The organism is Pedococcus sp. 5OH_020 (genome assembly GCF_027812955.1).
In the GTDB taxonomy this organism is placed as follows: domain Bacteria; phylum Actinomycetota; class Actinomycetes; order Actinomycetales; family Dermatophilaceae; genus Pedococcus.
Map to the genome: position 1 here is coordinate 335,293 of NZ_JAPYZV010000001.1, position 25,514 is coordinate 360,806.

At 71.1% G+C, this 25,514-nt stretch carries 21 protein-coding genes; 9 read left to right on the forward strand and 12 right to left on the reverse strand.

The window, feature by feature from the left end; all coding sequences use genetic code 11:
* Positions 1–20: 20 nt before the first annotated feature.
* On the forward strand, positions 21–1,121 hold the full coding sequence (locus tag PHA84_RS01470) for a ferredoxin reductase (RefSeq protein ID WP_270886307.1): 1,101 nt from the start codon (positions 21–23) through the stop codon (positions 1,119–1,121).
* A 25-nt stretch (positions 1,122–1,146) separates the two neighbouring features.
* The gene (locus PHA84_RS01475; RefSeq protein ID WP_270886308.1) at positions 1,147–2,445 is read left to right on the forward strand and encodes a fatty acid desaturase family protein; all 1,299 of its coding nucleotides are present in this window, start codon (positions 1,147–1,149) and stop codon (positions 2,443–2,445) included.
* A gap of 425 nt (positions 2,446–2,870) precedes the next feature.
* Here PHA84_RS01475 and PHA84_RS01480 read toward each other — a convergent pair whose 3' ends face one another.
* From PHA84_RS01480 to PHA84_RS01490, 3 genes are all read right to left on the reverse strand, one after another.
* Positions 2,871–3,068, reverse strand: a complete 198-nt coding sequence (locus PHA84_RS01480) for a hypothetical protein (RefSeq protein ID WP_270886309.1) — start codon at positions 3,066–3,068, stop codon at positions 2,871–2,873.
* Between the two features lie 179 nt (positions 3,069–3,247).
* Entirely contained in the window at positions 3,248–3,847 is a 600-nt protein-coding gene (locus tag PHA84_RS01485; protein WP_270886310.1) for a LuxR C-terminal-related transcriptional regulator, read from the reverse strand.
* Complete coding sequence (locus PHA84_RS01490) at positions 3,795–5,057, reverse strand: CaiB/BaiF CoA transferase family protein (RefSeq protein ID WP_270886311.1); 1,263 nt, start codon at positions 5,055–5,057, stop codon at positions 3,795–3,797. Before PHA84_RS01490 ends, PHA84_RS01485 begins: the two co-directional genes overlap by 53 nt.
* 164 nt (positions 5,058–5,221) lie before the next feature.
* On the opposite strand from PHA84_RS01490, the gene PHA84_RS01495 reads away from it, so the two are divergent.
* Genes PHA84_RS01495 through PHA84_RS01505 form a run of 3 tightly spaced genes read left to right on the forward strand, consistent with a single transcriptional unit; the run spans position 5,222 to position 7,568 of the window.
* Positions 5,222–6,016: an amino acid ABC transporter substrate-binding protein gene (locus PHA84_RS01495; protein WP_270886312.1), complete on the forward strand. Its 795-nt coding sequence runs from the start codon at positions 5,222–5,224 to the stop codon at positions 6,014–6,016.
* Positions 6,017–6,072: 56 nt separating this feature from the next.
* Positions 6,073–6,684 (forward strand): amino acid ABC transporter permease, encoded by a 612-nt coding sequence (locus tag PHA84_RS01500; RefSeq protein ID WP_442952813.1) that lies wholly within the window; start codon positions 6,073–6,075, stop codon positions 6,682–6,684.
* Positions 6,681–7,568 carry an amino acid ABC transporter ATP-binding protein gene (locus tag PHA84_RS01505; RefSeq protein ID WP_270886314.1) on the forward strand — a complete coding sequence of 296 codons (888 nt, stop codon included), beginning with the start codon at positions 6,681–6,683 and terminating at the stop codon, positions 7,566–7,568. Before PHA84_RS01500 ends, PHA84_RS01505 begins: the two co-directional genes overlap by 4 nt.
* A 61-nt stretch (positions 7,569–7,629) precedes the next feature.
* On the opposite strand, the gene PHA84_RS01510 is transcribed toward PHA84_RS01505, so the two are convergent.
* The 9 genes from PHA84_RS01510 to PHA84_RS01550 form a co-directional block, all read right to left on the reverse strand.
* Positions 7,630–9,570: a hydantoinase B/oxoprolinase family protein gene (locus PHA84_RS01510; protein ID WP_270886315.1), complete on the reverse strand. Its 1,941-nt coding sequence runs from the start codon at positions 9,568–9,570 to the stop codon at positions 7,630–7,632.
* The gene (locus PHA84_RS01515; RefSeq protein WP_270886316.1) at positions 9,567–11,702 is read right to left on the reverse strand and encodes a hydantoinase/oxoprolinase family protein; all 2,136 of its coding nucleotides are present in this window, start codon (positions 11,700–11,702) and stop codon (positions 9,567–9,569) included. The genes PHA84_RS01510 and PHA84_RS01515 overlap by 4 nt, the downstream gene beginning before the upstream one ends.
* Positions 11,703–11,963: 261 nt before the next feature.
* On the reverse strand, positions 11,964–12,860 hold the full coding sequence (locus PHA84_RS01520; protein WP_270886317.1) for a carbon-nitrogen hydrolase family protein: 897 nt from the start codon (positions 12,858–12,860) through the stop codon (positions 11,964–11,966).
* On the reverse strand, positions 12,860–13,489 hold the full coding sequence (locus tag PHA84_RS01525; RefSeq protein ID WP_270886318.1) for an SRPBCC family protein: 630 nt from the start codon (positions 13,487–13,489) through the stop codon (positions 12,860–12,862). The genes PHA84_RS01520 and PHA84_RS01525 overlap by 1 nt, the downstream gene beginning before the upstream one ends.
* Positions 13,486–15,936, reverse strand: coding sequence for an aerobic carbon-monoxide dehydrogenase large subunit (gene cutA, locus PHA84_RS01530; protein WP_270886319.1), 2,451 nt, complete (start codon positions 15,934–15,936; stop codon positions 13,486–13,488). Before cutA ends, PHA84_RS01525 begins: the two co-directional genes overlap by 4 nt.
* Positions 15,933–16,430 (reverse strand): (2Fe-2S)-binding protein, encoded by a 498-nt coding sequence (locus PHA84_RS01535; protein WP_270886320.1) that lies wholly within the window; start codon positions 16,428–16,430, stop codon positions 15,933–15,935. The genes cutA and PHA84_RS01535 overlap by 4 nt, the downstream gene beginning before the upstream one ends.
* Positions 16,427–17,299 (reverse strand): FAD binding domain-containing protein, encoded by an 873-nt coding sequence (locus tag PHA84_RS01540; protein ID WP_270886321.1) that lies wholly within the window; start codon positions 17,297–17,299, stop codon positions 16,427–16,429. Before PHA84_RS01540 ends, PHA84_RS01535 begins: the two co-directional genes overlap by 4 nt.
* A gap of 94 nt (positions 17,300–17,393) precedes the next feature.
* The gene (locus PHA84_RS01545; protein WP_270886322.1) at positions 17,394–18,851 is read right to left on the reverse strand and encodes a uracil-xanthine permease family protein; all 1,458 of its coding nucleotides are present in this window, start codon (positions 18,849–18,851) and stop codon (positions 17,394–17,396) included.
* 186 nt (positions 18,852–19,037) lie between these two features.
* On the reverse strand, positions 19,038–20,765 hold the full coding sequence (locus tag PHA84_RS01550) for a helix-turn-helix domain-containing protein (protein WP_270886323.1): 1,728 nt from the start codon (positions 20,763–20,765) through the stop codon (positions 19,038–19,040).
* Between the two features lie 57 nt (positions 20,766–20,822).
* On the opposite strand from PHA84_RS01550, the gene PHA84_RS01555 reads away from it, so the two are divergent.
* The 4 genes from PHA84_RS01555 to PHA84_RS01570 are packed head-to-tail and all read left to right on the forward strand — an operon-like array spanning position 20,823 to position 25,512.
* Positions 20,823–21,653 (forward strand): DUF2877 domain-containing protein, encoded by an 831-nt coding sequence (locus PHA84_RS01555; RefSeq protein WP_270886324.1) that lies wholly within the window; start codon positions 20,823–20,825, stop codon positions 21,651–21,653.
* A 33-nt stretch (positions 21,654–21,686) separates the two neighbouring features.
* A complete protein-coding gene (locus tag PHA84_RS01560; protein WP_270886325.1) occupies positions 21,687–23,186 on the forward strand; it encodes an FdrA family protein in 1,500 nt (499 codons plus the stop codon).
* A complete protein-coding gene (locus PHA84_RS01565) occupies positions 23,183–24,589 on the forward strand; it encodes a DUF1116 domain-containing protein (protein ID WP_270886326.1) in 1,407 nt (468 codons plus the stop codon). The genes PHA84_RS01560 and PHA84_RS01565 overlap by 4 nt, the downstream gene beginning before the upstream one ends.
* Before the next feature lie 50 nt (positions 24,590–24,639).
* A complete protein-coding gene (locus PHA84_RS01570) occupies positions 24,640–25,512 on the forward strand; it encodes a bifunctional methylenetetrahydrofolate dehydrogenase/methenyltetrahydrofolate cyclohydrolase (RefSeq protein ID WP_270886327.1) in 873 nt (290 codons plus the stop codon).
* The last annotated feature ends 2 nt before the right edge of the window (positions 25,513–25,514 follow it).

Genomic DNA, 25,514 nt, shown 5'->3' on the forward strand with positions numbered 1-25,514 from the left:
CGACCCCGCAGTATGGATACATGACCGCAGTTCTCCCTTCTCCGGCGACGGCCTCGACCAGGCCCACGCTGCGTACGGCGCTCTGGAAGGTCGCCGAGGCAGTCGCCACGCCCGTGCTGCCCGCCGACTACCTGGACCTCATCGCGCCGCTGCGCTCCGGTGCGGACCTGCGCGGTCGGGTGATCTCGGTCGTGCCCGAGACCCTGGATGCCGCTTCGGTCACCATCAAGCCGGGGCGCGGTTGGCGCGGCCATGTTCCCGGCCAGTACATCCGTATCGGCGTCGACGTGGACGGGGTCCGGAACTGGCGTGCGTACTCCGTCACCTCACGGGCGGACGCGCGGGACGGCCTCATCTCCATCACGGTGAAGGCCATCCCCGGCGGCAAGGTCAGCAACCACGTCGTCCGTGCGCTGCGGCCCGGCACGCTGATCCACCTGGACCAGGCCACCGGCGACTTCACGATGACGCAGCCGGCGCCGGCGCGGGCGCTCTTCGTGACCGCCGGTTCGGGCGTGACCCCCGTGATGGGCATGCTCCGCAACCACCTCGACGAGCTGAACGACGCCGTCGTCGTGCACTCCGCGCCTGCCGAGGCGGACGTGATCTTCGCCGGTGAGCTTCGCGAGCTGCACCAGAGCGGACGAGTCCGCCTGGTCGAGCGGCACACCGACGTCGACGGCATCGTGACCCCCGAGTCGCTGGACGAGCTCGTTCCTGACTGGCGTTTCCGGCAGACCTGGGCCTGCGGACCGACCGCCATGCTCGACGCCTTCGAGGCGGCCTGGGCGGACGCGGGCATCGCGGACCGGCTGCACACCGAGCGGTTCCGGCCGGTCGTCGTCGCCGAGGGGGAGGGCGGCACCGTCACCTTCCTCGGTCAGGGGACGGTCGTCGAGGCCGACGGCGCCACCCCGATCCTCGACGCCGGTGAGGAGGCCGGGGTGTTGATGCCCTCCGGTTGCCGTATGGGGATCTGCTTCGGCTGCGTGCTTCCCCTGCGGGAGGGCGCCGTGCGAGACCTGCGCAACGGTGAGCTCACCGTTGCCACGCCGGGAGACGGCGTCCGTATCCAGACCTGCGTGTCGGCAGCTGCCGGCGCCTGCGAGATCGACCTCTGAGAACCCTCAGCGAAGGAGTCCACCCATGACTGCCACCACCGAGGTCTTCGACCTCACCATCGACGGCTCCGCGGCGGGCACCCCCCGAGCGCCGCAGCGTACGAAGAGCCTCGACACCCGGCTCTCCGTCGTGGCAACCGAACGGCGGCACAGCCCCAAGCCGTCCGGCAAGCCCGACCCGGCCGGACACCTCAGCGCCGAGGAGATCGAGGCGCTCGGTCTTGAGCTCGACGCCCTGCGCCAGGAGGTGCTGGACTCCCGAGGAGCCTCCGACGCCGCCTACATCCGCAAGGTCCTGAAGTGGCAGCGCGGTCTTGAGCTCGGCAGCCGCGCCGTGCTGCTGTTCTCGCTCTTCCCGCCGGCGTGGTTCGTCGGCACGGCCGGCCTGTCCGTGGCCAAGATCCTCGAGAACATGGAGCTGGGCCACAACATCATGCACGGCCAGTGGGACTGGATGCGCGACCCGCGGATCCACAGCCAGGAGTGGGAGTGGGACAACGCCTCCCCGTCAGAGTTCTGGAAGCACTCGCACAACCAGCTGCACCACACCTTCACCAACGTCATCGGCCGCGACAACGACCTCGGCTACGGCATCATGCGGGTCGACGAGGACCAGAAGTGGGTGCCGTCCTACCTCGGCCAGCCGCTCTACAACTTCCTCAACGCGGTCTTCTTCGAGTACGGCATCGCGGCCTACGACCTGGAGCTCGGCGCCTACCTCAAGGGCCGCGGCAAGAGCAAGGAGGAGTTCCGTCGGGACGCCTCCAAGGTGCTCCGCAAGATCGGCCGCCAGGCACGCAAGGACTACCTGCTCCACCCGCTGCTGTCCGGCCCGTCGTTCTTCCACACCCTCGGCGCCAACTTCGTCGCCAACACCGTGCGGAACCTGTGGACGAACTCCGTCATCATGTGCGGCCACTTCCCGGAAGGCGTCGAGACGTTCGCCAAGACCTCGATCGAGGGCGAGACGCGGGGGGAGTGGTACCTGCGGCAGATGCTCGGGTCGGCCAACATCTCCGGGTCCAAGGCCATGCACCTGATGACCGGCAACCTGTCGCACCAGATCGAGCACCACCTGTTCCCGGACCTGCCGAGCAACCGGTACGGCGAGATCGCCCCGCGCATCCAGGAGATCTGCCAGCGGTACGGGCTGACCTACACGACGGGCCCGCTGCCCAAGCAGGTCGCCTCGGCGTGGAAGCAGGTCGTCGTCCTGTCCCTGCCCAACCCGCAGCCGGGCCGCACCCGGGTCGGCATCGCGGCGGAAGCCGTCGGCAAGCGGGTCCGCCGCAAGCTGCGCCGGGGTGCGCCGCGCACCGCCTGAGCAGTATGCCGCGCACTGCCTGATCCGCGCCCTGTCTGATCCGCGCCCGGCCACCGCTGCAGCCTGGCTGCACCCATCGAGCTCCGCGTCCCTCTGGCGTGGGGCTCGATGCCCGTTGCCGGCCCGAACGGCAGGCAAGGCCGCTCAGGCCCGCCCGGCGCCGTACACCACACAACGGCTCATTGCCCCAGCCGAAGCGGCGCTGTTCGATGACTCGGTCTGGTGGGGAGGTTGTCGAACACGCGTGTAGCGCTTGGCGTCGGCCCAACGCAAGGGGCATTCGGAGTCTGCATACCGCCTTGCGCCCTGGGTGAGAGTGGCGGGACGGTGGCGCCAGCGATCCACCCATCGAACCCCGCCCCTGTCCGGGGCGGGGGTCGATGTCGTTCTCGCTCGAGGCCGCATGACCCCCAGCTGGTACGGGCTCAGACCCGGCGAGCGGTGACCAGCAGGTACTCCCAGTCCAGGACGGTCCTGTCGTGGCCTCGGTCGAACCGCTCGGCGAGGGCCAGGAGGTCCCTGTCCAGCGCGGCCACCCGGTCCGGCTCTTCCGCCATGGCGCGGTGCCTCGTCTTGAGGGCGCGGTCTTCCTCGGTGGACGTGATGCTGGAGGTGGCGGTCATGGTCCCGTTCCTTTGCTCTCGCAGGATGTCCCTAGGCCGCCGACGCTCCGAGCGGCGGCCCGGCCGCCGCATCGGCGCGTACACGTAACCGGCACTGCCCTGGTGCGGCCGGATGTCGGCCTGCGCGTAGTCCGGCTCGGGCGTGGGTGAGCCCCGGCCTGGGCCGTGGGGCCTACGGCTCAGGCGTGGGTGAGCAGCTGGGCGACCGCGGCCGTGCCCGCGGACTTCCCGTGAAGGTCGAGCTTCGCGTACGTGTTGCTCAGGTGGCGCTCGACGGTGCGGACGCTGAGGCTGAGGGCGGCGGCGATGTCCTCGTTGTCCAGCCCGCGTGAGGCGAGCCTCAGCACCTCCAGCTCCCGCGGGGACAGCGAGAGGACGCCAGAGTCGGGGACGCGGGGCGTCGCAGGGCGGGGCCCGACTGGTCCCGAAGGCGCCTGTTGAGGCTCGCCGGCCGTCGAGCCGCCAGAGGCCGACCCCTGCCGTCCGGCGAGGAAGTCCTCCTGGTCCGTGACGTCACGGTCCGACAGCCCGTGACCGCGCTCGTCGAACCGGATCACCGTGTGGTGGCGACCCCAGTCGTCCAGGTAGTGACGCCAGACGGGCGACTGCCAGTCGTACTGCAGGTGGCTCAGCCAGCACGAGTCGACGACCAGCGGGGGCCCCGAGCCGTGCACCGCGTACGCGATCCGCACCCCGTCGGCAGCGCGGCAGAACCTGACCTCCTGCCTAGGCTTCGGCGCCCTCGGCGTCGTCCGCGGTGTCGGCGCTCGGGCCGCCATCTGACGATGGTACGGGGCGCTGCGCCTCCCGGGCCGCGGTGGCGTCGAGATCGTCCAGCCAGGCCCGCACGCTGTCGTTGTGCTGTCCCAGCGTGGGGGGGGCCGCGTGCTGTGCCCGTCCACCCGCGTAGGCGTTGTCGTCGAAGCGGATCGGCGGCCCAGGCACCTCCACCACTCCGAGTAGCGGGTGGTCCACCTCCACCACGAGTCCCTGCGACCGCGTCTGGTCCCAGTCGTAGACCCGGTCGACCGTGCGGACCTCCCCGGCCGGGATCCCCAGCCCGTCGAGGCGCTCGAGCAGCTCGGTGAGGCGGTACGCGGCGAAGGCGCCGTTGAGCGCGTCCGTGACCTCGTCGCGGTGCGCCACGCGCTCCCGGTTGGTGGCCATCGCGGGCGCCTGCGCGTCCAGGCCGAAACCGGTGGCCAGCCTTTGCCACAACGCCTCGCTGCCGCAGGCGACCTGGATCATGCCGTCGGCACAGCTGAAGAGCCCGTAGGGGCAGATCGACGGATGGTGGTTGCCCTGGCCGTGACCGACCTCGTGGGCGACGGTGTAGCGGGTTCCCTGGAACGCGTGGACGCCGACGATCGCGGCGAGCAGCGACGTCCGGACCACCCGGCCACGACCCGTGGTCGCGCGCTCATGTAGGGCCGACACGACGCCGTACGCGCCGTACATGCCGGCCAACAGGTCACCGATCGGCACCCCGACCCGCATGGGGGTCTGCGGGTCCGGTCCCGTGAGGGACATGAGACCGGCCTCTCCCTGGGCGATCTGGTCGTAGCCCGCGCGGCCGCCCTGGGGGCCGTCGTGGCCGAACCCGCTGATGGACAGCACCACGAGGCGTGCGTTGAGCTCGTGCAGCCGCTCGACCGTGAAGCCGAGCCGGTCCAGGACTCCCGGGCGGAAGTTCTCGACCAGAACGTCGGCGTGCCGCACGAGCCGGCTCAGCACGTCGCGGCCGTCGTCGGACTTCAGGTCGAGGGTGAGCGACTCCTTGTTGCGGTTGCACGAGAGGAAGTACGTGGAGACGGGGTCGTCGTCCGGCCCGACGAAGGGCGGTCCCCATCCGCGGGACTCGTCACCGACACCCGGCGTCTCCACCTTGATGACGCGAGCGCCCATGTCCCCCAGCATCATTGCTGCATGAGGGCCTGCGAGCGCTCGGGACAGGTCGATGACCGTGATGTCCTCCAGGGGTGAGCTCACGGGTCCTCCATCGGGTCGACGTCGGCGACGGTGCCGCCGCTAGTGTCGCCCAAGGCGGCAGCAACGGAGGCGGCGCATCGCTGCATACCTCGGTGTTATTGCAGGTCAAACAAGGCGTTATGATTTACGGGCATCCCCCCACTCTGACGAAGGAACGCACACCCATGCGCACGAGGTTCACCCTGGCCGCCCTTTTCACCGCCGTCGCGGTGCTGCTGTCCGCCTGTGGGGGTGGCGGTTCCGGAGGCGACTCCGACCTCGCGCAGGTGAAGGACGCGGGCGTGCTGAAGGTCGGCACGGAGGGCACCTACTCGCCGTTCTCCTACCACGACCCGCAGAGCAACAAGCTGGTCGGCTATGACGTCGAGGTGGCCGCCGCTGTCGCCAAGAAGCTGGGCGTCAAGGTCGAGTACGTCGAGACCCCCTGGGACTCGATCTTCGCCGGGCTGACGTCCAAGCGGTTCGACGCCATCATCAACCAGGTGACGAAGAACCCCGAGCGCGAGGGCCTGTACGGCCTCAGCACGCCGTACACGATCTCCGAGGGTGTCATCGCCACGCGGGCCAACGACTCCTCGGTGACCTCCCTGGCCGACCTCAAGGGCAAGAAGACGGCCCAGAGCCTCACGAGCAACTGGGCCAAGGTCGCCAAGGACGCGGGTGCGCAGGTCGAGGGCGTCGAGGGGTTCACCCAGGCCGTGACGCTGCTGAAGCAGAAGCGGGTCGACGCGACGGTCAACGACAACCTTGCGGTGCTGGACTACCAGAAGTCGACGGGCGACTCGTCCATCAAGATCGCGGCCAAGACCGGTGAGACCTCGCAGCAGGTCGTCGCGACCCGCAAGGGGTCCGACCTCGTCGCGGCCATCGACAAGGCCCTCGCAGACCTGTCAGCCGACGGCACGCTGACGAAGATCTCCCAGAAGTACTTCGGCACCGACGTCTCCAAGAAGGCCTAGTGGACGGCCAGCGCCTGAAGCTGGTCACCGAGTCGCTGTGGCCGCTGCTGAAGGCGATGCTGGTGGGCACCATCCCCTTGACGGCAGTGAGCTTCGTCCTAGGGCTCGTCGTGGCGCTGGTCGTGGCCCTGATGCGGTTGTCCTCGGTGCGGGTGGTCGCCGCCGTGGCGCGGACCTACATCTCGGTGATCCGGGGGACGCCCCTGCTCCTGCAGCTGTTCATCGTGTTCTACGGGCTGCCCAACATCGGCATCCGTTTCGACCCGTTCGTCGCAGCAGTGATCGCCCTTACCGCCAACGTGGGCGGGTATGCCGCCGAGACCATCCGGGCGGCCATCCTGGCGGTCCCACGGGGCCAGTGGGAGGCCGCGTCGACCATCGGCATGGACTACGTGACGAGCCTGCGACGCGTCGTCCTTCCGCAGGCCGTCCGGACCGCCATCCCGCCCCTGTCGAACACCCTCATCTCGCTGGTGAAAGACACGTCGCTCGCCTCCACCATCCTGGTGGGGGAGATCCTGCGCAAGGCCCAGGAGATCGCTGCGCCGACCTACCAGTTCTTCCTCCTCTACGGTGTCGCCGCGGCCTTCTACTGGGTCGTCTGCCAGGCCCTGTCCCACCTGCAGAGCCGGCTCGAGGCCCGAGAGAACAGGTACGTCGCCGCATGAGTGGTCCCGAACCGACGCCCGACCTCGTCGCGCCCTCGACCGCCGTGCCCTCGACCGCCGTGCCCTCGACCGCCCTGCCCTCGACCGCCGTGCCGCCGACCGCCGCGCCCTTGCCCACCGACCGGTCCGGCGCTCCGCTCGTCTCGGTGCAGGGCCTGGCGAAGGCCTTCGGTGACCACCAGGTGCTCACGTCGATCGACTTCGAGGTGCAGGCGGGGTCGGTGACGGTCCTCATCGGGCCGTCCGGCTCGGGCAAGACCACGGTGCTGCGCTCGCTCAACGCGCTGGAGACGCCGGACGCGGGGGTGGTCCGCATCGGCGACCTGGAGGTCGACTGGAGCCGTCGCCCGGTCCCGCGCCGGCTGGCACAACGGTTGCGCGCCCAGAGCGGGATGGTCTTCCAGTCGCACAACCTCTTCCCTCATATGAGCGTGCTGCAGAACGTCCTCGAGGGACCGACGGTCGTGCAGAAGCGGCCCCGGGCGGAGGCGGAGCGGGACGCCCGGCAGCTGCTCGATGTCGTGGGTCTGGCCGAGAAGGCCGACCAGTACCCGTACCAGCTGTCCGGCGGCCAACAACAGCGCGTCGGCATCGCCCGAGCGCTTGCGATCAGGCCACAGCTCATGCTGTTCGACGAGCCGACGTCGGCGCTCGACCCCGAGCTCGTGGGTGAGGTCCTCGGCGCCATGAAGGACCTTGCGGCGCAAGGCTGGACGATGGTCGTGGTGACGCACGAGATCCGGTTCGCGCAGCAGGTGGCCGACCAGGTCCTCTTCATGGATGGCGGTGTCATCGTCGAGCGGGGTACGCCGAGCGAGGTCCTGACGAAGCCGAGCACCGAGCGGGCGCGTCAGTTCCTGCACCGGATCCTCGACCCGCTCTGAGAAGCCACAGCCAGTCGGCCGAGCCAGCGCCGGTCGGCCTTGTCAGTGCGAGCCTGCCGCGTCAGAGCCAGTCGACGTCCGCGGCGGCGCGCCCACCCCCCAGCCGCCGGTAGCCAGGCCCTCGGTCGAAGAAGGGCTCGTCGGCCGGCCGTCCAGCGCGCTGCTGTGCGCGCAGCCGGTCCGAGGCGGCGACGTCGACTACCGGCTCGTCCTTGCTCCCTGACGCCACGACGCCGTACGACCCGCGCGCTGCCTGGAAGGAGACCTTGCCCCACCGCAGGTCCCGTTCCACCTCCTCGTAGGGGCGGTCGAGCGGGTCGCCCCAGCCACCCCCACCGGTGGTGCGGATCCGGATGACCTCGCCCGCCTCGACGGGCTCGGCGTCGGCAAGCGCATCCACCTGCCGCTCGTGCGGGCCACCGGGGTCGATGGTCACGCTGAACGGCATACCGGCCCGGCCGCCCTTCACCCCCCAGCAGGCGAGGATCGACCGGTCCGCGATCGACATGAAGTGGGCGTCCCTGAGCATCCGTAGGTGCTTCTCGTAGCCGAGGCCCCCCCGGTAGCGTCCCGGCCCGCCGGAGTCGACCGCCAGACCGAGCCGCTCGACGACGAAGGGAAAACGGCTCTCGGTGAACTCCGTCGGCAGGTTCCGGGAGTCCGGCACGACATGGATGGTGTCCTCCCCGTCGGCGTAGTACCGACCGCCCGAGCCGCCGCCGAGAACCTCGCGCATGAGGTAGTCCTGACCGTCGCGGTCCTTGCCGTAGACGCCTGTATAGCGGATCGTCTCCTGGTCGGCCGGCATCCGGCCCTCGACCGCCTTCGCGAGCACCCCGGCGAGGACCCCGAGCAGCCGCAGGATGACGAAGGTGCGGGCGTTGGTGGGCGCCGGGTAGATGGGGGTGAGCAGCGTGCCCTTGTCGGGGAACCGCATCTCGATGAGCGGCACGACGCCCTCGTTGACGTCCAGCTCGGCCATCCGCTCGGGGCTTTCCGCGAGGTTCCGCAGGATCGGCGCCAACCACTTCTTGAGGAAGTTGCCGCCCACGTAGTCGCCACAGTGGTTGATGGGACCCTTGGCCTGCGGCGCTGTCCCGGTGAAGTCGATGACGATCTTCGGACCGCCCTGGGGGTAGAGACCGAGCGGTCCCGGGCCGCCGGTGGTGGTCTTGGTGAGCGTGATGCGCTGGGTGTGTAGCCGGGGCTCGTCGACCCCGTCGTGCTCGGCGTAGTCCTCCCACACGTAGGTGCCGTCCGGGATCTTGGACAGGATCTCGCGACGGTAGGTCTCCGTCGTCTGGTCCAGGATGGTGTCGAAGGCCGCCTCGACGTCCGGCCGACCGTAGCGCAGGAAGAGCCCGGCGAGCCGGCGTGCGCCCATCAGGCAAGCCGAGCACTCGGCGTCCAGGTCCGCCGCCAGGGAGTCCGGCATCCGCGAGCTTCGGGTCATGATGCGCAGGGCCGCCTTGTTCGGAACGCCCTTGTCCCACAGCTTGATCGGCGGTACGGACAGGCCTTCCTCGAACACCGTGGTGGCCCCGCTGGGCATCGAGCCGGGGACCGTGCCACCGATGTCGTCATGGTGGCCGAAGGCCTGCACGAACGCCACCACAGCCCCCTCGTGGAAGACGGGGACCGTGACGCACAGGTCCGGCAGGTGCCCGATGCCCCCCTCCGACTCGTAGACGTCGTTGTGGAAGAAGACGTCTCCCTCACACATCTCCTCGAGCGGGAAGTCGCGCGCGACCGGGTGCACGAGCGCGGAGTACGAGCGGCCGGTCAGCTTGCGGAGCTGCCGGTCGTGGATGCCCGCCCGGAAGTCGTGCGCGTCGCGGATCATGGGGGAGCGGCTGGTCCGGCCTATGGCGGTCTCCACCTCCAGCTCGACACTGGCCAGGGTGCCCTGGACGATCTCCACGAGCACCGGGTCCACCGTGGTGCCCTCCGCGGTGAGCCGGCCGCCGTGCTCGTACGGCGTCGGCATCCCGGCGGTGTTCATCGCCGCTCCTGCCGGGTGAGGACGAGGTTGCCGAGGTCGTCCACGTCGACCGCGAAACCTGGGTGGACGGGCACCGTGGACCCGAACTCCTCGATGACCGCCGGACCGGAGAGGGTGTCACCCGCACGCAGGTCGGGGCGCCAGTAGACGGGTGTCGACGCGAACCCGGCGGCTGCGTCGAAGCAGACCTGACGATGGGAGGCGAGCGCGCGACCGTCGGGATTGTCGCCGGTCGCCCGGGGCAGTGGCCGGAGCTCCGGCCGGGTGATGGGACCGACGCCCGTGACCCGGAGGTTGACCCACTCGACCTGCTGGCTCGGGTCGTCCCGGAAGTCGTAGCCGTACAGCCTGCGGTGCTGGTCGTGGAACGCCTCGGCCACCTCGTCGGCATACTGCGCGTCCACCGTGCCCACCCTGCCCACCATGCCCACCGTGCCCGCCGGGGCGCCGTCCGGCGCGGGGACACGGACCTCGAAGGCCTGGCCGAAGTAGCGCAGGTCAACCGTGCGCGCGTAGCGGTGGTCGTCCCGCGCGAAGCCTTCACCGTCGAGAGCCCGCGCCGCCCGGTCGGTGAGCTCCTCGAACACCTTCTCCACGGCGGTGTGGTCCAGCCGGCGGTGCTTGGCCACCATCGTCTGGACGTAGTCGTTCCTGACGTCAACCGTGAGCAGGCCGAAGGCTGACACGTTGCCCGGGTTCAGGGGCACGACGACGCCGGCGAGGTCGAGGATGTCGACGAGCCGGCAGGCGAGCAGGGAGCCGGACCCGCCGAAGGTGGCGAGCATGAAGTCCCGCACGTCCAGCCCGCGCTTCACGCTGACCTGCCGCAGGGCGTTCGCCTGGTTCCACGCGGAGATCTCGAGCACCCCGCAGGCGCAGCGGACCGGGTCCACGCCGAGGCGCTGGGCCAGCCTTGCGAGACCCTCCTCGGCGGCGTCGACGTCCAGCGGGATCTCGCCGCCCAGCAGGTGCGGTGGTATGCGGCCCAGCATCACGTGCGCGTCGGTGACCGTCGGCTGCGTCCCGCCTCTGGCGTAGCTGAGCGGGCCGGGGTCCGCACCGGCCGACTGCGGTCCCACCTTGAGGGTGCCCTCGGGCGAGATCCAAGCCACGGAGCCGCCGCCGGCGCCCACTGTGACGACGTCGATCATGGGGATCTTGCTCGGGTACGCGCCGACGGTGCCTTCGGTGGTCAGCGCGGGCTCACCGTCGAGCACCACGCTCACGTCGGTCGAGGTGCCGCCCCCGTCACACGTCAGCACCCTGGCGAAGCCGGCGCGACGGGCGATGAGCCCCGCGCCGAGGGCTCCCGCCGCGGGGCCGGACAGCACCGTGGTGATCGGCTGGTTCACCACCTCGTCCGCGGAGAGGACGCCGCCGTTGGACTTCATGATGTAGAAGGGAATCGCTGCCCCGAGAGCCTCGAGCCGGTCGCGGATGCTACGCACATAGTGCGACACGTCCGGCTTCACCGCGGCGTCCACGAGGGTCGTCATGGAGCGCTCGTACTCCCGGTACTCCCGCAGCACCTCACTGCTGATCGAGACGACGGCGTCCGGATGCTCGCGGCGCAGGACCTCTCGCATGGTGAGCTCGTGCGCGTCGTTGGCGTACGAGTGCAGGAAGCAGACGCCCACGGTGGTGATCCCCCGGTCCCTGAACCACCGCGCCGCCGCGACAGCCTGCTCCTCGTCGAACGGGCGCAGCTCCTGTCCCTCGAAGTCCATGCGGCCGCCGACGGTGCGCACCGCGTCGGCCGGGACGATCCTCGGCGGCTTCACCCAGAAGTACGAGTTCCCGTACCCGTCCGGCACCGCCTGGCGCGCGATCTCCAGCATGAGCTCGTAGCCCTCGGTCGTGACGAAGCCGAGGCGTCCCACCTTGCCCTCGAGCAGCTTGTTCGTCGCGACGGTCGTGCCGTGGCAGACGGCGCTGATGTCGGCGCCGTCCGCGTCCATCAGGCGCAGAGCCTTGGTGACCGCCTCGAGGAACCCGTCGGCCGGGTTCGCCGGCGTCGACGGGGTCTTCGTGCTGACCAGCTCACCGGTGCTCTCGTCGAGAGCCACCACGTCGGTGAAGGTGCCGCCGGTGTCGATGCCGATCCTGATCCGCCGCCGTGCCCGTGCCGTCACGGGACGATTCAACCGAGGTCGCCGGCGCGGTGCGTTGGCACAACTTGCCAACGGTGCCACGGCCAGCGTGCGACCCAGCCCCAGCCCAGCCGCAGCCCCAGCCCCGCCCGCGACTGCCGACAGGCGACGTTCCCCCGGTGTGTCGCCGAGCAACGTACCGGCCGACTTTCTATGGGTATGGCCGCGTCGGCCATCCGAATCCGGGCGCCGAGCCGGCCCTCCGCATACAAAGTCGCGGATGCGGCGTGGGCGCGGTGGCGGTCAGTGCGGGAAGGAGGTCTTCGCGGCGCGCTCGAGGTCGTCGCGGTAGGCCCGGATGAGGTCGAGGTTGCGGTCGCGAAGGTGGTCGAACGCCTGAGGGATGTTCGAGCCGGGCGTCAGGGACGACAGGGCGGTGTCGGGGTCGAGCAGCGCCGACACCCACCCCTCCTGTGAGGCAGCCTTGGCGGCGATGTGCGCGGTGGGCGTCACGATGTGTGAGTTCCCGAAGTACACGACCCCGGCCGGGTCGACCCCGGTCGCGTTGGCGCCGACGACGAACACGTGGTTGTCGTAGGCGCGCGCCCGGGAGGTCAGCTCCCAGATGTCGGCGGACCGCAGCAGCGCGGACGGGCGGCAGATGACCTCGGCGCCCTGGACGGCCTGGATCCGCGACAGCTCGGGGTAGTCGCCGTCGAAGCAGATCATCATCCCGATCCGGCCGAGGTCCGTGTCGCATACGGTGACGCTGGTCCCTGGAGTGACCCACCCACCGCCGTCGACGTGCTCGGTGCAGAACGGGTGCGTCTTGCGGTAGACGCCTGCCAGCTCTCCCGTGGGCGCGAGGAGGACGCTGGAGTTGTACACGACCGACGGCTGCGGCCCGCGCTCGTAGGTGCCGAGGACCACGTGCACGCCGAGGTCGCGGGCGACAGCCTGGAGGGGCTCGGTCATCGCCCCGGGGACGTCGGACACGAGATCCCACAGCTCCTCGGTCGTGCAGCCCGGGGTGAACCCCGTGGTGGCCGTCTCGGGAAGCACGACGAGCTCGGCGCCGGTGGCGTCCACGCAGCGCCGGACGAAGTCCACGCACCTGTCCAGGTTCTTGCTCACCGACTCGGCGGACAGGGGCCCCGGGGTTGGCGCCACCTGGACCGCGGCAGCGGTGAACCTTCGCATCAGCGTCCTCCGATCGCCCATCCCACGATAACCCCGGCAAGGGCGGCCGCCGCCCCGGCCATCACCCCGGACCGGAAGTCGCGCCTCCGCATCGCCGCGACCGCTGTGCCGACCGCCTCGATCGGCCGCGCGCCGGCGGGCAGCTCCTCGACCGGCGGCTTCGGCTTGGGCCTCCTGTCCTCTGCGCGGACCCCCGCGAGGTCCGCCTCCACCGCCTGGAAGAACTGGTCCGCCATTCGCCTGCTGACGCCGGTGAGCATCCGCTGCCCCACCCCGCCGATGACCCCACCGACCGCGGCGTCGGCGTCGTAGCTCAGCTCGGTGCCTCCCGCGTCGGACGGTGCGAGCCGCACGAGGACCTCCGCGTCCACCGTCCCCGGGCCGCCGGCGCCGGTCGCCTTCAGGGTGAACTGCGACCACGGCTGCGGGTCGACCAGGGCGACCGTGCCGTCGTACGTGCTCTTGACGGCCGCCACGCCTGCGGTGACCGTCATGGCGTACCGGTCAGGGCCCAGCTCCGTCAGCCTCTCGCAGCCCGGCAGGCAGCGCGCCAGCACCGCGGGGTCGTGGAAGGCGTCCCACACCTGCTGCGGGCCGGCGCTCAGCGACGCGGTGCCGGAGATCTTCACGGTGCCTCCAGGGTGCTCGGGTATGCCGCGGAGCCGGCCGACGTGGTGGAGCGCGCCAGGGACGGAAGGTCGCCGGCCTCGTGCCGTCGGCGCAGCTCCCACAGCTCGACGGGGGAGATCGGCATGGAGGTGATGGGGAACCCCTCGGCGTCCTCGATCGCCGAGGCGATGACGGCCGACACCGGGATGCATCCCGCTTCGCCGGCGCCCTTGATCCCCAACGGGTTCAGCGGTGACGGGGTCTCCAGGTGGTCCGTCTCGATGTACGGCACCTCCGAGGCGTACGGCATCAGGAAGTCCATGAAGCTGGCGTTGAGCAGCTGCCCCGACTCGTCGTAGACCATCCGCTCGTACAACGCCCCACCCACGCCCTGCGCCACCCCGCCGTGCACCTGCCCCTCGACGATCATCGGGTTGATCATCGTGCCGCAGTCGTGGACCACGCAGTAGCGCAGGATGCGGATCTCCGCGGTCACCGGGTCGGTCTCGACGACCGCAGCGTGCATGCCGTTGGCGAACGTCGCCTGCGTGGGGGAGTAGAAGTCCCGCCCCTCCAGCCCCGGTTCGTCGTCGTCCGCAACAGGAGCCCTGTCGGGGTCGTTCGCGCCCGCGAACTGGGTCGCCGCCTTGGCGGCCTCGTCGAAGGCGTAGCGCAGCGGGTTCGACATGACGGAGACGGTGCCGAGCGACATCGAGGTCCCGGGCGCCCCCTTCACCCGCACCACGCCCTCGACGATCTCGAGGTCCTCCGTGGCCACCTCCAGCGCCTCGGCGGCGATCCGCAGCGCCTTGGCCCTGAGCGCCCGCGCGGCAAGGGCCAGGGCGTTGCCGCTCATCACCGCCGCACGGGAAGCGAAAGTGCCTACAGCATAAGGCATCCGGCGAGTGTCGCCGGTGGTGACGAAGACGTCCTCCAGCGGCACGCCGAGCTCGTGGGCGACCACCTGGGCGAACACCGTCTGGTGCCCCTGGCCCTGGGAGGTCAAGCCCGTGGACACGTTGACGCGGCCGCTGGTCTCCACCTGGATGTGCCCGCCCTCGTAGGGCCCCACCCCGGTGCCCTCGACGTAGCAGCCGATGCCCATCCCCACCCGACGGCCCTCTGCCTCCGCCTGACGGCGGTAGTCCCCGAAGTCGTCCCAGGCCACCATCGCCTTGAGCCTCGCCAAGGTCGCCGGGAAGTCGCCCGAGTCGTACTTCAGCGGCCGGCCGTCCTGGAAGAGCAACCCCTGGTCGTACGGCATCTCGCTGGGAAGGATGAAGTTTCGCGACCGGACCTCGGCTCGGTCCACGCCGAGCCGGTCCGCGATCGCGTCCATGGTCCGCTCCATGGCGAAGCAGCCCTGCGGGCGTCCGGCCCCTCGGTACGGCGTCACGAGGACCGTGTTCGTGTAGAGCGACCAGAACTCGCAGCGGTAGGCCGCGGGCTTGTACGGCCCCAGGAGCTGGGTGGAGGTGATGATCGGCACGATGATGCCGTATGGCGTGTACGCCCCGTTGTCGTGCCAGAACCGGACGTCGAGCGCGAGGAGCCGCCCGTCGTCGTCGAACCCGACCCGGACCCGGTGCAGCTGGCCGCGCTCGTGCGCCGAGGAGATGAAGTGCTCACGCCGGTCCTCGACCCACTTCACCTCGCGGTCCAGCAGCCGGGCCGCCCACGGCACGAGCACCTCCTCGGGCCAGGGGTGGTTGATCTTGACCCCGAAGCCACCGCCCACGTCCGGGGCGATGCACTCGACCTTGGCCAGGGGCAGGTCGAGCTTGGCCGCCACCGCGGCCCGCACCCCCGTGGAGGTCTGCGTCGAGGAGAAGAGGCGCAGCTCCCCCTGCTCGGCGTCCCACCGGGCCAGGACGCCCTTGCCCTCCAGGGGCATACTGGCGCTGCGCTCCACCGAGAGGTCCAGGGTCAGCGTGTGCGGTGCCCCCTCCAGCGCGGCCTCGACGTCGCCGACCTCCTGGACCAGGTGCGCTGCGACGTTCCCCGGGACGTCCGGGTGCACGAGGTCGTCCGCCCGACGGGCCGCCTCGATGCCGACCACCACCGGTAGTGGCTCGTACTCGACCCTGATCCGCTCGCAGGCGTCCTCGGCGAGGTACCGGTCACGGGCCACCACCATGACGACAGGCTCTCCGACGTGGTTCACCTCGTCCCTGGCCAGCGCGTACTGGGTACGGCCGTGGGTCAGCGCCGGGTGGGGGATCAGGAGGGGAAGGGGTTCTGCGACGCGGCCAGGCAGGTCCTCGTAGGTGTAGACAGCCACCAGGCCGTCGACGTCGAGTGCGCCGGTGACGTCGATGTCGAGGATCCGGGCATGCGCGTGCGGGCTGCGGACGAACGCCGCGGCCAGGGCCCCTGCGCCGAGGTCGTCGAGATACCGCCCGCCTCCGGTCAGCAGCCGTGGGTCCTCACGTCGACGGACCGGCGCGCCGAACAGCTGCGTCGTCATGTCGCCTCAGCCCTGAGCTCTGCGGCGCGCAGCACCGACCGGACGATGTTCTGGTACCCGGTGCACCGGCACAGGTTGCCCGAGATCGCCTCTCGCGCTTGGCCTTCCGTCGGGTCCGGGTTGTCGCACAGGAAGGCGGTGACCGTCGTGAGGAAGCCTGGGGTGCAGAAGCCGCACTGCAGCCCATGGCACTCGAGGAACGCCTGCTGCACCGGACCCAAGCCGTCCATGGAGCCAAGCCCCTCGACCGTCGTGACGGCGTAGGCCTGGGCCGTCACCGCGAACATCAGGCACGACCGCATCGGGGCTCCGTCGACGAGCACGGTGCAGGCGCCGCACACCCCGTGCTCGCACCCCACGTGGGTACCGGTCAGCCCCACGTCATGGCGCAGGAAGTCGGACAGCAGCCGACGCGCCGGCACCCGGGCGTGCCGGGGCCTCCCGTTGACCGTGACCGTGACGTCGAGCAGCTGCTCCACCATCGGCTCGCTCATGCGGCCACTGTCAGGGCGTTGGAGGCCGCCTCTGCGAGGGTGCGCCAGGCCAGCTCGGTCGCGAGCATCGCGCGGTACTCCGCGGTGGCGTGGAGGTCTGTCTCGGGAGCCACATGCGCGCGCACGCGGTCCGAGCAGTCCCGCCAGTGCGCTGCTTCCGGCTCCAGGCCGGCGAACTCCTCCGTCACGTCGAGCGTCCCGGGCACGTCCGTCACGGAGACGAAGGAGAGCCGGGCGCGGGCCACCACGCCGTCCACGATCGTGACCGCAGCCGCCACCCCTGCGAGGGCGTAGTCGCCGTGCCGGCGTGCCCGCTCGGCGAATGCCGTCCCCGTGCCGGGTGGAAACAGCGGGAAGCGCACGGCCACGACGAGCTCTTCGGGGCGCAGCGACGTCTCCAGGGCTCCCAGGAAGAAGTCCGCGACCGCAACCTCCCGGTCGCCGTTCGCCGCCGCCGCTTCCACGAGGCCGCCGGTGAGCGCGAGCACCGCCGGCATCTCTCCGGCGGCGTCGGCGTGGGCGATCGAGCCGACCGTCGTACCGCGGTTCCGGATGACCGGGTGGGCCACGTGCGCCAGGGCCTGACGCAGCAGGGGAAGGGCTGCGTACGCTCGAGGGTCGCGTTCCAGCTCGGCATGGCGGACCAGGGCGCCCACCCGGACGCCGGACCCGTCGACGCGGATGTCCGACAGCCCGCAGACGCCGTTGACGTCGACGAGGTGGCCGGGCGAGGCGAGCCTCATGTTGAGCAGGGGGATGAGGCTCTGACCACCGGCCAGCACCTTGCCGTCATGACCGACATCCGCCAACACCGCGGTCGCTTCGTCGACGGTACGCGGCGCATGGTGCACGAACGGCGCGGGCTTCACGGACTGATCCTGCCTTTCCTGGTGGGCCGGCGAAAGAGGACGGACCGAGACCCGTGGCGCGGGCCTCGGGTACGGGCGGGTCAGCAGGGGCGCGTCAGCGCCGGCCGTCACCCTTCTCGTAGAGGTCGTCTACGCCGTCGCTGTCGCCGTAGGTGTCGCGGCCCCCGACGATGATGACGGCGCCTTCGGCGCGGGACCGCAGGTCAGCCGGGGCCAGGGCCTTGGCGAGATGGTAGGCCGCTACCGCCACGACGGTGCCGAGCGCGATGCCGGTGAGCGAGAAGTTGTCGGTGAACTTCAGCGACACGTTGCCGATCCCGATCACGATGCCCGCCGCGACGGGCACGAGGTTGATGGGGTTGCCGAAGTCGACGCCGTTCTCCTTCCAGATCTTGGCGCCCAGCAGGCCGATCATCCCGTAGAGGACCACCGTAATCCCGCCGAGGACACCACCCGGGGTGGAGGCGACGAGGGCGCCGAACTTCGGCGAGAGGCCGAACAGGATCGCGACCAGCGCCGCCACGTAGTAGGCGGCCGTGGAGTACACCCTGGTGGCCGCCATGACCCCGATGTTCTCCGCGTACGTCGTGGTGGGGGACCCGCCCACGGACGTGGCCAGCACCGTGCCGATCCCGTCGGCCGCGATGGCGCGGCCCATGACGGGGTTGAGGTCGTGTCCGGTCATCTCTGCCACGGCCTTCACGTGACCGGTGTTCTCGGCGATGAGGGCTATCACGGCCGGTAGCACGAGCAGGATCGCGGCCACCGAGAAGCTGGGCGCGTGCCAGCCCGGGACCTCCTTGCCCGCGACCATCGTGGTGTGGTGCGGGAACCCGAACCAGTCGGCCTGCTGTATGCCGCTGAAGTTCGTCCGGAAGTGGGTGGTGACCTTGCCCGCTCCCGCGTCGAACGCCGTGATGTGGCCGAAGACCTTGTCGAACACCCACGACAGGACGTAGCCGAAGATGAGCGCCAGGAAGATGGCGATCCGGCCCGCGAAGCCGCGCAGGCCCACGGCGCAGACGATGGTGAACACCATGACCAGCAGGGCGACCCACTGGTCCTGCGGCCAGTAGATCGTGGCGACGACGGGTGCCAGGTTGAACCCGATGAGCATGACCACGGCACCGGTCACGACCGGCGGGAGCACCCGATGGAGTACCCCCGAGCCGAGGAAGTGGATGAGGACGCCGACGGCGGCGAGCACGACGCCCGCTACGAGGATCGCTCCGGTGACCTCCCGCGAGTCACCGCCCTGCGCCCTGATGGCGGCCACCGCGCCGACGAACGAGGCAGAGGTGCCCAGGTAGCTGGGCACCTTTCCCTGCACGATGAGCAGGAAGGCGATGGTGGCGATCCCGCTCATCATGATGGCGAGCTGGGCGTTGAGCCCCATGATCAGCGGGAAGACGAAGGTCGCTCCGAACATCGCCACGACGTGCTGGGCGCCCAGGCCGATCGTCTTGTCCCAGGACAGCCGCTCGTCCGGCGCGACGACATCGTCCGGCCCCATCGTTCGCCCGTCACCGTGCAGCTTCCAGCCCAAGCTCATGCGGACTCCCTTCAACCGCCGCTCGCCGGAGGACGACACGGCCCGATGTTCCCGTCCGGGGATAGCCGAAAACTAGTGCCAGCCGGGCCCGGTGCATTGGGCAATTGGTGATAACCGATGCCCGCGCGCTTTCGGCACAGTGTGCGGCGAGGCGGCAGGGGAGCGACCTGACCGCGCGGGCCGAGGCTAGATGCCACGCATCTGGTGGACCCTGAGCGCCAGGGCCAGCTTGAGCCGCAGCTGCGGGTCGGTGGTGAAGGGCCCGAGGAGCTTCTCCAGCTTGGCGATCCGGTAGCGCAGGGTGTTGTAGTGGAAGAAGAGCAGTCGAGCGGTCTCCGCGACGTTCAGGTTCGTGTCGATGAGCGTGCTGAGCGTGTTGCGCAGGTCGGCGCTCTCGGGCGTGTCGTCGGTGGCCAGCGAGCCGAGCGCCTCGTCGACGAAGCGCCGCAGGTCGGCGCTGTCCGGGATGAGCGCCAGCAGCCGGAAGATCCCGAGGCCGTCGAAGTGCGTCACGGCGGAGTCGCCGTACAGCTGGCGGCCGACGCTCACGGCGCTGAGCGCCTCCTCGTAAGCCTGCGGCAGGTCCTTCACGGACTCGACGGGACGCGACACGCCCGTGGAGAAGGTCCGGCGTCCACCGCCACCGATCCCGCTGACCACCCGCACCACCTCTGTCACCGTGCGCATCACCGTGTCGGTGTCCGCAGCCGAGGGCACGGCGACGAGCGCGACGACCTCCTGGCTGAAGCCCATGACGGGAGCACGCGGGTCGCGGACCGCCATGGCCTGGCTCCAGGCGCGGGCGAAGCGCTGCTGGAGGGAGGCCACCTCCTCCGGTCGGCGGGTCGTGTGTGCGTCATCCTCGTCCGTCTCCGCCACGACGACCACCAGCCGCCGGTCGATGTCCCAACCAAGGGCGGCTGCGTGGGCCGTGGCCTCCGCGGGCGCGCCGGCGCGACCGGACAGGGCGTCCCGCAGGAACTCGGCGCGGTACTTGCTCTCCACCGCCAGGACCGCCTGCTCCTTGGTGATGGCCAGGGCCGCGACAGTGGCAGCACGCTCGAGCAGGTGCACGTCGTCGGCGGTGAGAGCCCGGTCCTCCACGAAGGCCGCCAGCAGCCCGTGGTCGAGCTGGCCCGCGACGATCCGCACGACGGCACGACCCGCGTCCGCCGCGTGCGAGGGCCTCGTACCCACGCGCTCACGCTCGGTCACAAGCCGGCCGGTGCGGTCGAAGCACTCCAGCGTCAGCGCCGCAGCCAGGCCTGCAGGCGAGCCGGCTTGCGCGAGGACCCGCCCGTCGCTGGTGGTTACCATGGCGGCACCACCCAGGAAGCCGGCCAGGCGTTCGCACAGGTCCTCCAGCCCTCCTCCTTGAAGAACCACACCCACGAGGATCTGGTGCGCCTCGTCGACTCGCCGCAGAATGCCGGCCTGCTGGTCCAGGAGCACCTCGAGGACCTCGGTCACCAGCAGCTCGGGGCGGCGCTCCGCCGGCAGGACGACCAGCGGCAGCCCTTCGGCGGCGGCCACGCGAAGCCAGCGTGCGACCTGGTGCGGCGTCGAACCTGCCACCGCCAACGCGGCCGCGCCCCCGCGGGCGCACCACGTCACCGGGTCGCGGCCCGCCTTCTCCCAGGCAGCGAGCGTGGTGGCGTCGGTACAGACGAGATGGTTCGCCGGTTGCGGCGTCGCGCCGAGGAGCGAGGCCCGGGTGACGGCGCGGTCCGGGTGTGCGGGGTCGAGGTATGCAGGGTTCGAGTACGCGGGATGCTGCACGACCTCGGCGTCGGCCAGCGCCGGAAGCGCCAGGAGGGTCTGCAGGCGAACACTGCCCACGACGTCGGCGACCGGCGGCGCTGCCGATGGCAACTCCGGGTCAAGCAACGGCACATCGTTGGCAACTTTCACCATGAGGGGACTGTAATCGGGTGGATAGCGTCGCTGGGTCGGTTCGCTGAGAGGAGTCCCGTGGTGCTGCAGCCGTGCACCTGGCCGGCCGCGGCGTCCATGCGGGCTCCAGGGGTGCTGCGGCCGCAGGCCCAGCCCGCGACGGTCTTGGCCGCCTTCCCTACGGCGCTGTACCTGCGCCTCGAGAGCCACGATGAGGTACTGCCCGTGGTGGGCCGCCGCGGCCTGCGGCTGCCCACCGCGGTGACGCTCGCCACCGATGCGCCCCGCATCGGGTGGGGCGTCCAACCGGGTGACCGAGTCGAGGTCGGAGGGGGGACCGTTCGCCTACCCCTCGTGGAGGTCACCGTCGTCCGCCGGTGGCGCCCGGCAGAGCTGCCCTTCGCGTCCGTGTCCTCGGCGACCCTGCCCCCCGAGGCCCTCCACGCCCTGTCCGCGCAGCCGTGGCTGCCGCCCCTGAACTGGCGGGAGCCGGCACGGCTGCTGACCCGGACACTGCTGGCCGGCGAGTCGGTGGACCGTCAGGTCGCCGCTCTGGTGGGCGCGGGGCCGGGCCTGACCCCCAGCGGCGACGACCTGCTGTGTGGAACGCTCCTCGCCCTCCGGCTGCACCGACCGGACGGCGAGCTCCTGGTCCGACGGCTGTGGGCCGCTGTCGCCCCGCGGCTTCCTGGGACCACGAGCCTGTCCGCCTCCCTGCTCACCGAGGCTGCCCACGGGTACGCCTGGGACGGTGTCCTGAGGCTGCTGTGGGCGCTGCTCGAGGGCCCCGGGAGTGAGATGGCCACCGCGGCACGCGCGGTGCTGGGGCTCGGCCACACCTCAGGAGCGGACCTGCTCGGAGGCCTCCTGGGTACGCTCGACGCGGCCGTCGGCCCACGGGCGGGATGAGGGCGGGATGAGGGCGGGATGCAGGCGGTGGGTGTGACGGAGCATCTGGAGGTGCGCGGCGGTGCGTACTACGACTCGGTGAGCCTCATGACGGTGTCGCGCCAGGTGACCACCGCCCCGGGAGTGTCGGCAGCGCAGGTCGCCCTCGCCACGGAGCTCAACCTCGAGGTGCTCGCCGGCATGGGGTTCACGGTCCCGGGTGGGACGCAGCCCAACGACCTGGTCGTGGCGATCCGCGCCACTGACCAGGCGGGAGTGGACGCAGGGCTGTCCGCGCTGGACCAGGCGCTCGCATCGCTCCACGGCGCCGGCGCCCGCGCCGAGGGCCTCGGCCAGATCCTCGCGCCCCGTACGCTCGGCGCCGCGATCGCCCGAGGCTCGGCGAGCGTGGCCCTCGTCTCGGTGCCAGGGCAGTACGCGACGATCGAGGCGTGGGACGCCCTCGAGCGAGGGGTCAGCGTGATGCTCTTCTCCGACAACGTGCCGGTCGAGCACGAGGTCGCCCTCAAGGACGCCGCGGCCTCCCGGGACCTGCTCGTGATGGGGCCGGACTGCGGGACGGCGGTCGTCGGCGGTGTGGGTCTGGGCTTTGCGAACGTGGTGCGCGCGGGGCCGGTCGGCATCGTCGCCGCCTCGGGCACGGGCGCGCAGCAGGTGATGGCCCTGCTGGACGCTGCCGGTACCGGGGTCAGCCACTGCCTCGGGGTGGGCGGCCGGGACCTCTCGACGGCGGTGGGCGGCAGGTCCACGCGTCAGGCCCTCGCTGCCCTCGCTGCCGACGTCACGACCGAGGTCATCCTGGTGGTGTCGAAGCCGCCGGCGCCAGAGGTGCTCGCGGACCTCCAGCGGTATGCCGCGGCGCTGGACACGCCGGTCCGCTGGGCCACCCTCGGGGCGGGACGTCCGGACCTCACCACGGCGGTGGAGGAGGCCCTGCGAGCAAGGGGCGTCCCCGTACCGCAGTGGCCCGCCTGGCGTGGAGCCTCCTCCGGGGAGAGCGCCGACGGCTTCCTGCGCGGGCTCTTCTGCGGCGGCACGCTGGCCGACGAGGCGATGCTCGTGGTGGCAGAGGCCCTGGGGGACGTGTGGTCCAACGTCCCGTTACGTCCCGACCTCGCGCTCGGCGCGGACCTGCATGCGCCGGGACACGTCGTCGTCGACTTCGGCGACGACCGCCTGACCCGCGGCAGGGCGCATCCCATGATCGACCCCACCCTGCGGCTCGAACGCATCGCCGCCGAGGCGACCGACCCGACCTGCGGGGTGCTGGTGCTCGATCTCGTCCTCGGCCATGGCGCGCACCCAGACCCCGCACCCGAGCTCGCCCAGGCCGTCGGCGACGCACGCGCCACGGCGGTTCGCGACGGCCGCCGGCTGCCCGTGGTGGTCTCGCTGACGGGAACCGATGGCGACCCCCAGGCCGTGTCGCGCTGTGCAGACACGCTGGTCCAGGCCGGCGCGACCGTGATGCTGTCCAACGCGCAGGCCGCACGCCATGCCGTGGGGCTGCTCGGCAGCGGAGTGGGCCGATGACCGCGCCGCTGCGCGGGTTGCTGTCCTGTGATCCCGCGGTCGCCACGTCCGGAGTGACTCTCCTGGCCGACGCCCTGCGGGCCCAGGCGGTCCCGGTGACAGAGACGCAGTGGCAGCCGCCTCTTGACGGGACCCTGGAGCCTCTCACACGGGTGATGGCGGACCGCCGCCGCAGCGAGGCGAACGCCCTGGCACTGCAGCGCATGACGTCCTCGGGGGCCGAGCTCGTGGACGTCCGGCCGGCGAGCGAGGCCCTGGGCCTGGAGCGCGGTACGTTCCTGCATGCAGGGCCGCCCATCGAGTGGGACCGCGCCTCGGGCCCGCTGCGCGGGGCACTCGTCGGCGCGATGCTGTTCGAGGGGATGGCACAGACTCCCGAGGCGGCGGAAGCGGTCCTGGCACGCGGAGGCGTGGTCCTCGAGCCGTGTCATCACCGCGGCGGCGTCGGCCCGATGGCGGGCGTGGTGTCGCCGTCGATGTGGGTGTACGAGCTGCGCGACGAGGTGTACGGCCATACGTCGTGGTGCTCCCTGAACGAGGGCCTCGGCAGGGTGCTGCGGTACGGCGCCTTCGGCCCCGCGGTGATCGAGCGGCTGCACTGGATGAGCTCGGTGCTCGGACCGCTGCTGCAACAGGCGGTCCGCTCCGGTGGTCCCTTCGACATCAAGGCGCTGGTCGCCCAGATGCTGCAGATGGGCGACGAGGGGCACAACCGCAACCGCGCCGGCTCCCTCCTGCTGCTGCGCGACCTGCTGCCCCCGCTCATCGCCGCCGACGGGACGGCGGGCGACATCGCGCAGGTCGTCCGGTTCTGTGGGGCGAACGAGCACTTCTTCCTCAACGTGGGCATGCCCGCCTGCAAGCTCTCCACGCTGGCCGCCGAGGGCATCCCCGGCTCCAGCGTCGTCACCACCATGGCGCGGAACGGGACCGACTTCGGGATCCGGACCGCCGGGACGGGCGACAGGTGGTTCACCGGCCCGGCGAACACCCCCGAAGGCCTGTTCCTCGGCGACTTTGGTCCCGGCGACGCCAACCCCGACATCGGCGACTCCGCGATCACCGAGACCGCGGGCATCGGGGGCTTCGCCATGGCAGCGGCTCCGGCGATCGTGCGCTTCGTGGGTGGCGACGTCCGGCAAGCCCTGCGGGCCACCCAGACCATGTACGAGATCACCGTCGGAGAGCACACCGCGTACCAGGTGCCCATCCTGGAGTTCCGCGGCACGCCCACCGGCATCGACGTGGCAGCAGTGGCCCGCACCGGGATCCTGCCGCAGATCAACACCGGTATGGCGGGGCGCGTCGCCGGGACCGGACAGGTGGGCGCGGGCCTGGTGACGCCCCCGGTGCAGTGCTTCACGGCCGCCCTGCAGGCCCTCGCCGCCGCGGCCGAGGGCTGAGACGCGGGCGCTCCGAACCGGCCCCGGAGGGCGTGGCAGGATACCGCCCTGTGACTGCACGCATCCTGGACGGCAAGGCGGTCCTGGCGACCATCAAGGACGAGCTGCGCGCGCGCGTCGGCGTGCTCCGTGACCGCGGCGTCGTCCCCGGTCTGGGGACCGTTCTGGTGGGGGACGACCCGGGCAGCCGGTGGTACGTGAACGCCAAGCACAAGGACTGTGCCGAGATCGGGATCACCAGCATCCGACGGGACCTTCCGGCGAGCGCGACCCAGGCCGAGGTGGAAGCCGTCATCGACGAGCTGAACGCCGACCCGGGCTGCACCGGTTTCCTCGTGCAGCAGCCCACCGGACTGGACGAGTTCGCCCTGCTGTCCCGAGTGGATCCCGTGAAGGACGTCGACGGGCTCCACCCGACGAACCTCGGCTGGCTGGTGCTCGGCAAGCCGGCACCACTGCCGTGCACGCCTGCCGGCTGCATCGAGCTGCTGCGCCGCTTCGACGTGCCGGTAGCCGGCGCTCGGGTGGCCCTCGTCGGCCGTGGGATCACCGTCGGCCGGCCGTTGGGGCTCATGCTCACCCGGCGCAGCGAGAACGCCACGGTGGTGCTGTGCCACACCGGCACGCGCGACCTGGCGGCGGAGGTTCGTCAGGCCGACATCGTCGTGGCGGCAGCCGGAACGCCGGGGCTCATCACCGCCGACATGGTCAAGCCGGGGGCCGCGGTCCTGGACGTGGGCGTCAGCCGGGTCATCGCCGAGGACGGACGGTCCAAGGTCGCGGGGGATGTGGCACCCGAGGTGGCGGAGGTTGCCGGCTGGGTCAGCCCGAACCCCGGCGGCGTGGGACCGATGACGCGCGCCATGCTGCTGTCCAACATCGTCGCCGCCGCCGAGCGGACGCTCACCCACGCCGCGGCCTGAGC

Bases quoted from the DNA above. Each gene is read 5' to 3' on its own strand.
- PHA84_RS01470 (WP_270886307.1), top strand. From the start codon at position 21: ATGACCGCAGTTCTCCCTTCTCCGGCGACGGCCTCGACCAGGCCCACG.
- PHA84_RS01475 (WP_270886308.1), top strand. From the start codon at position 1,147: ATGACTGCCACCACCGAGGTCTTCGACCTCACCATCGACGGCTCCGCG.
- PHA84_RS01480 (WP_270886309.1), bottom strand. From the start codon at position 3,068: ATGACCGCCACCTCCAGCATCACGTCCACCGAGGAAGACCGCGCCCTC.
- PHA84_RS01485 (WP_270886310.1), bottom strand. From the start codon at position 3,847: ATGGCGGCCCGAGCGCCGACACCGCGGACGACGCCGAGGGCGCCGAAG.
- PHA84_RS01495 (WP_270886312.1), top strand. From the start codon at position 5,222: ATGCGCACGAGGTTCACCCTGGCCGCCCTTTTCACCGCCGTCGCGGTG.
- PHA84_RS01500 (WP_442952813.1), top strand. From the start codon at position 6,073: ATGCTGGTGGGCACCATCCCCTTGACGGCAGTGAGCTTCGTCCTAGGG.
- PHA84_RS01505 (WP_270886314.1), top strand. From the start codon at position 6,681: ATGAGTGGTCCCGAACCGACGCCCGACCTCGTCGCGCCCTCGACCGCC.
- PHA84_RS01510 (WP_270886315.1), bottom strand. From the start codon at position 9,570: ATGAACACCGCCGGGATGCCGACGCCGTACGAGCACGGCGGCCGGCTC.
- PHA84_RS01520 (WP_270886317.1), bottom strand. From the start codon at position 12,860: ATGCGAAGGTTCACCGCTGCCGCGGTCCAGGTGGCGCCAACCCCGGGG.
- cutA (WP_270886319.1), bottom strand. From the start codon at position 15,936: ATGACGACGCAGCTGTTCGGCGCGCCGGTCCGTCGACGTGAGGACCCA.
- PHA84_RS01535 (WP_270886320.1), bottom strand. From the start codon at position 16,430: ATGAGCGAGCCGATGGTGGAGCAGCTGCTCGACGTCACGGTCACGGTC.
- PHA84_RS01545 (WP_270886322.1), bottom strand. From the start codon at position 18,851: ATGAGCTTGGGCTGGAAGCTGCACGGTGACGGGCGAACGATGGGGCCG.
- PHA84_RS01550 (WP_270886323.1), bottom strand. From the start codon at position 20,765: ATGGTGAAAGTTGCCAACGATGTGCCGTTGCTTGACCCGGAGTTGCCA.
- PHA84_RS01565 (WP_270886326.1), top strand. From the start codon at position 23,183: ATGACCGCGCCGCTGCGCGGGTTGCTGTCCTGTGATCCCGCGGTCGCC.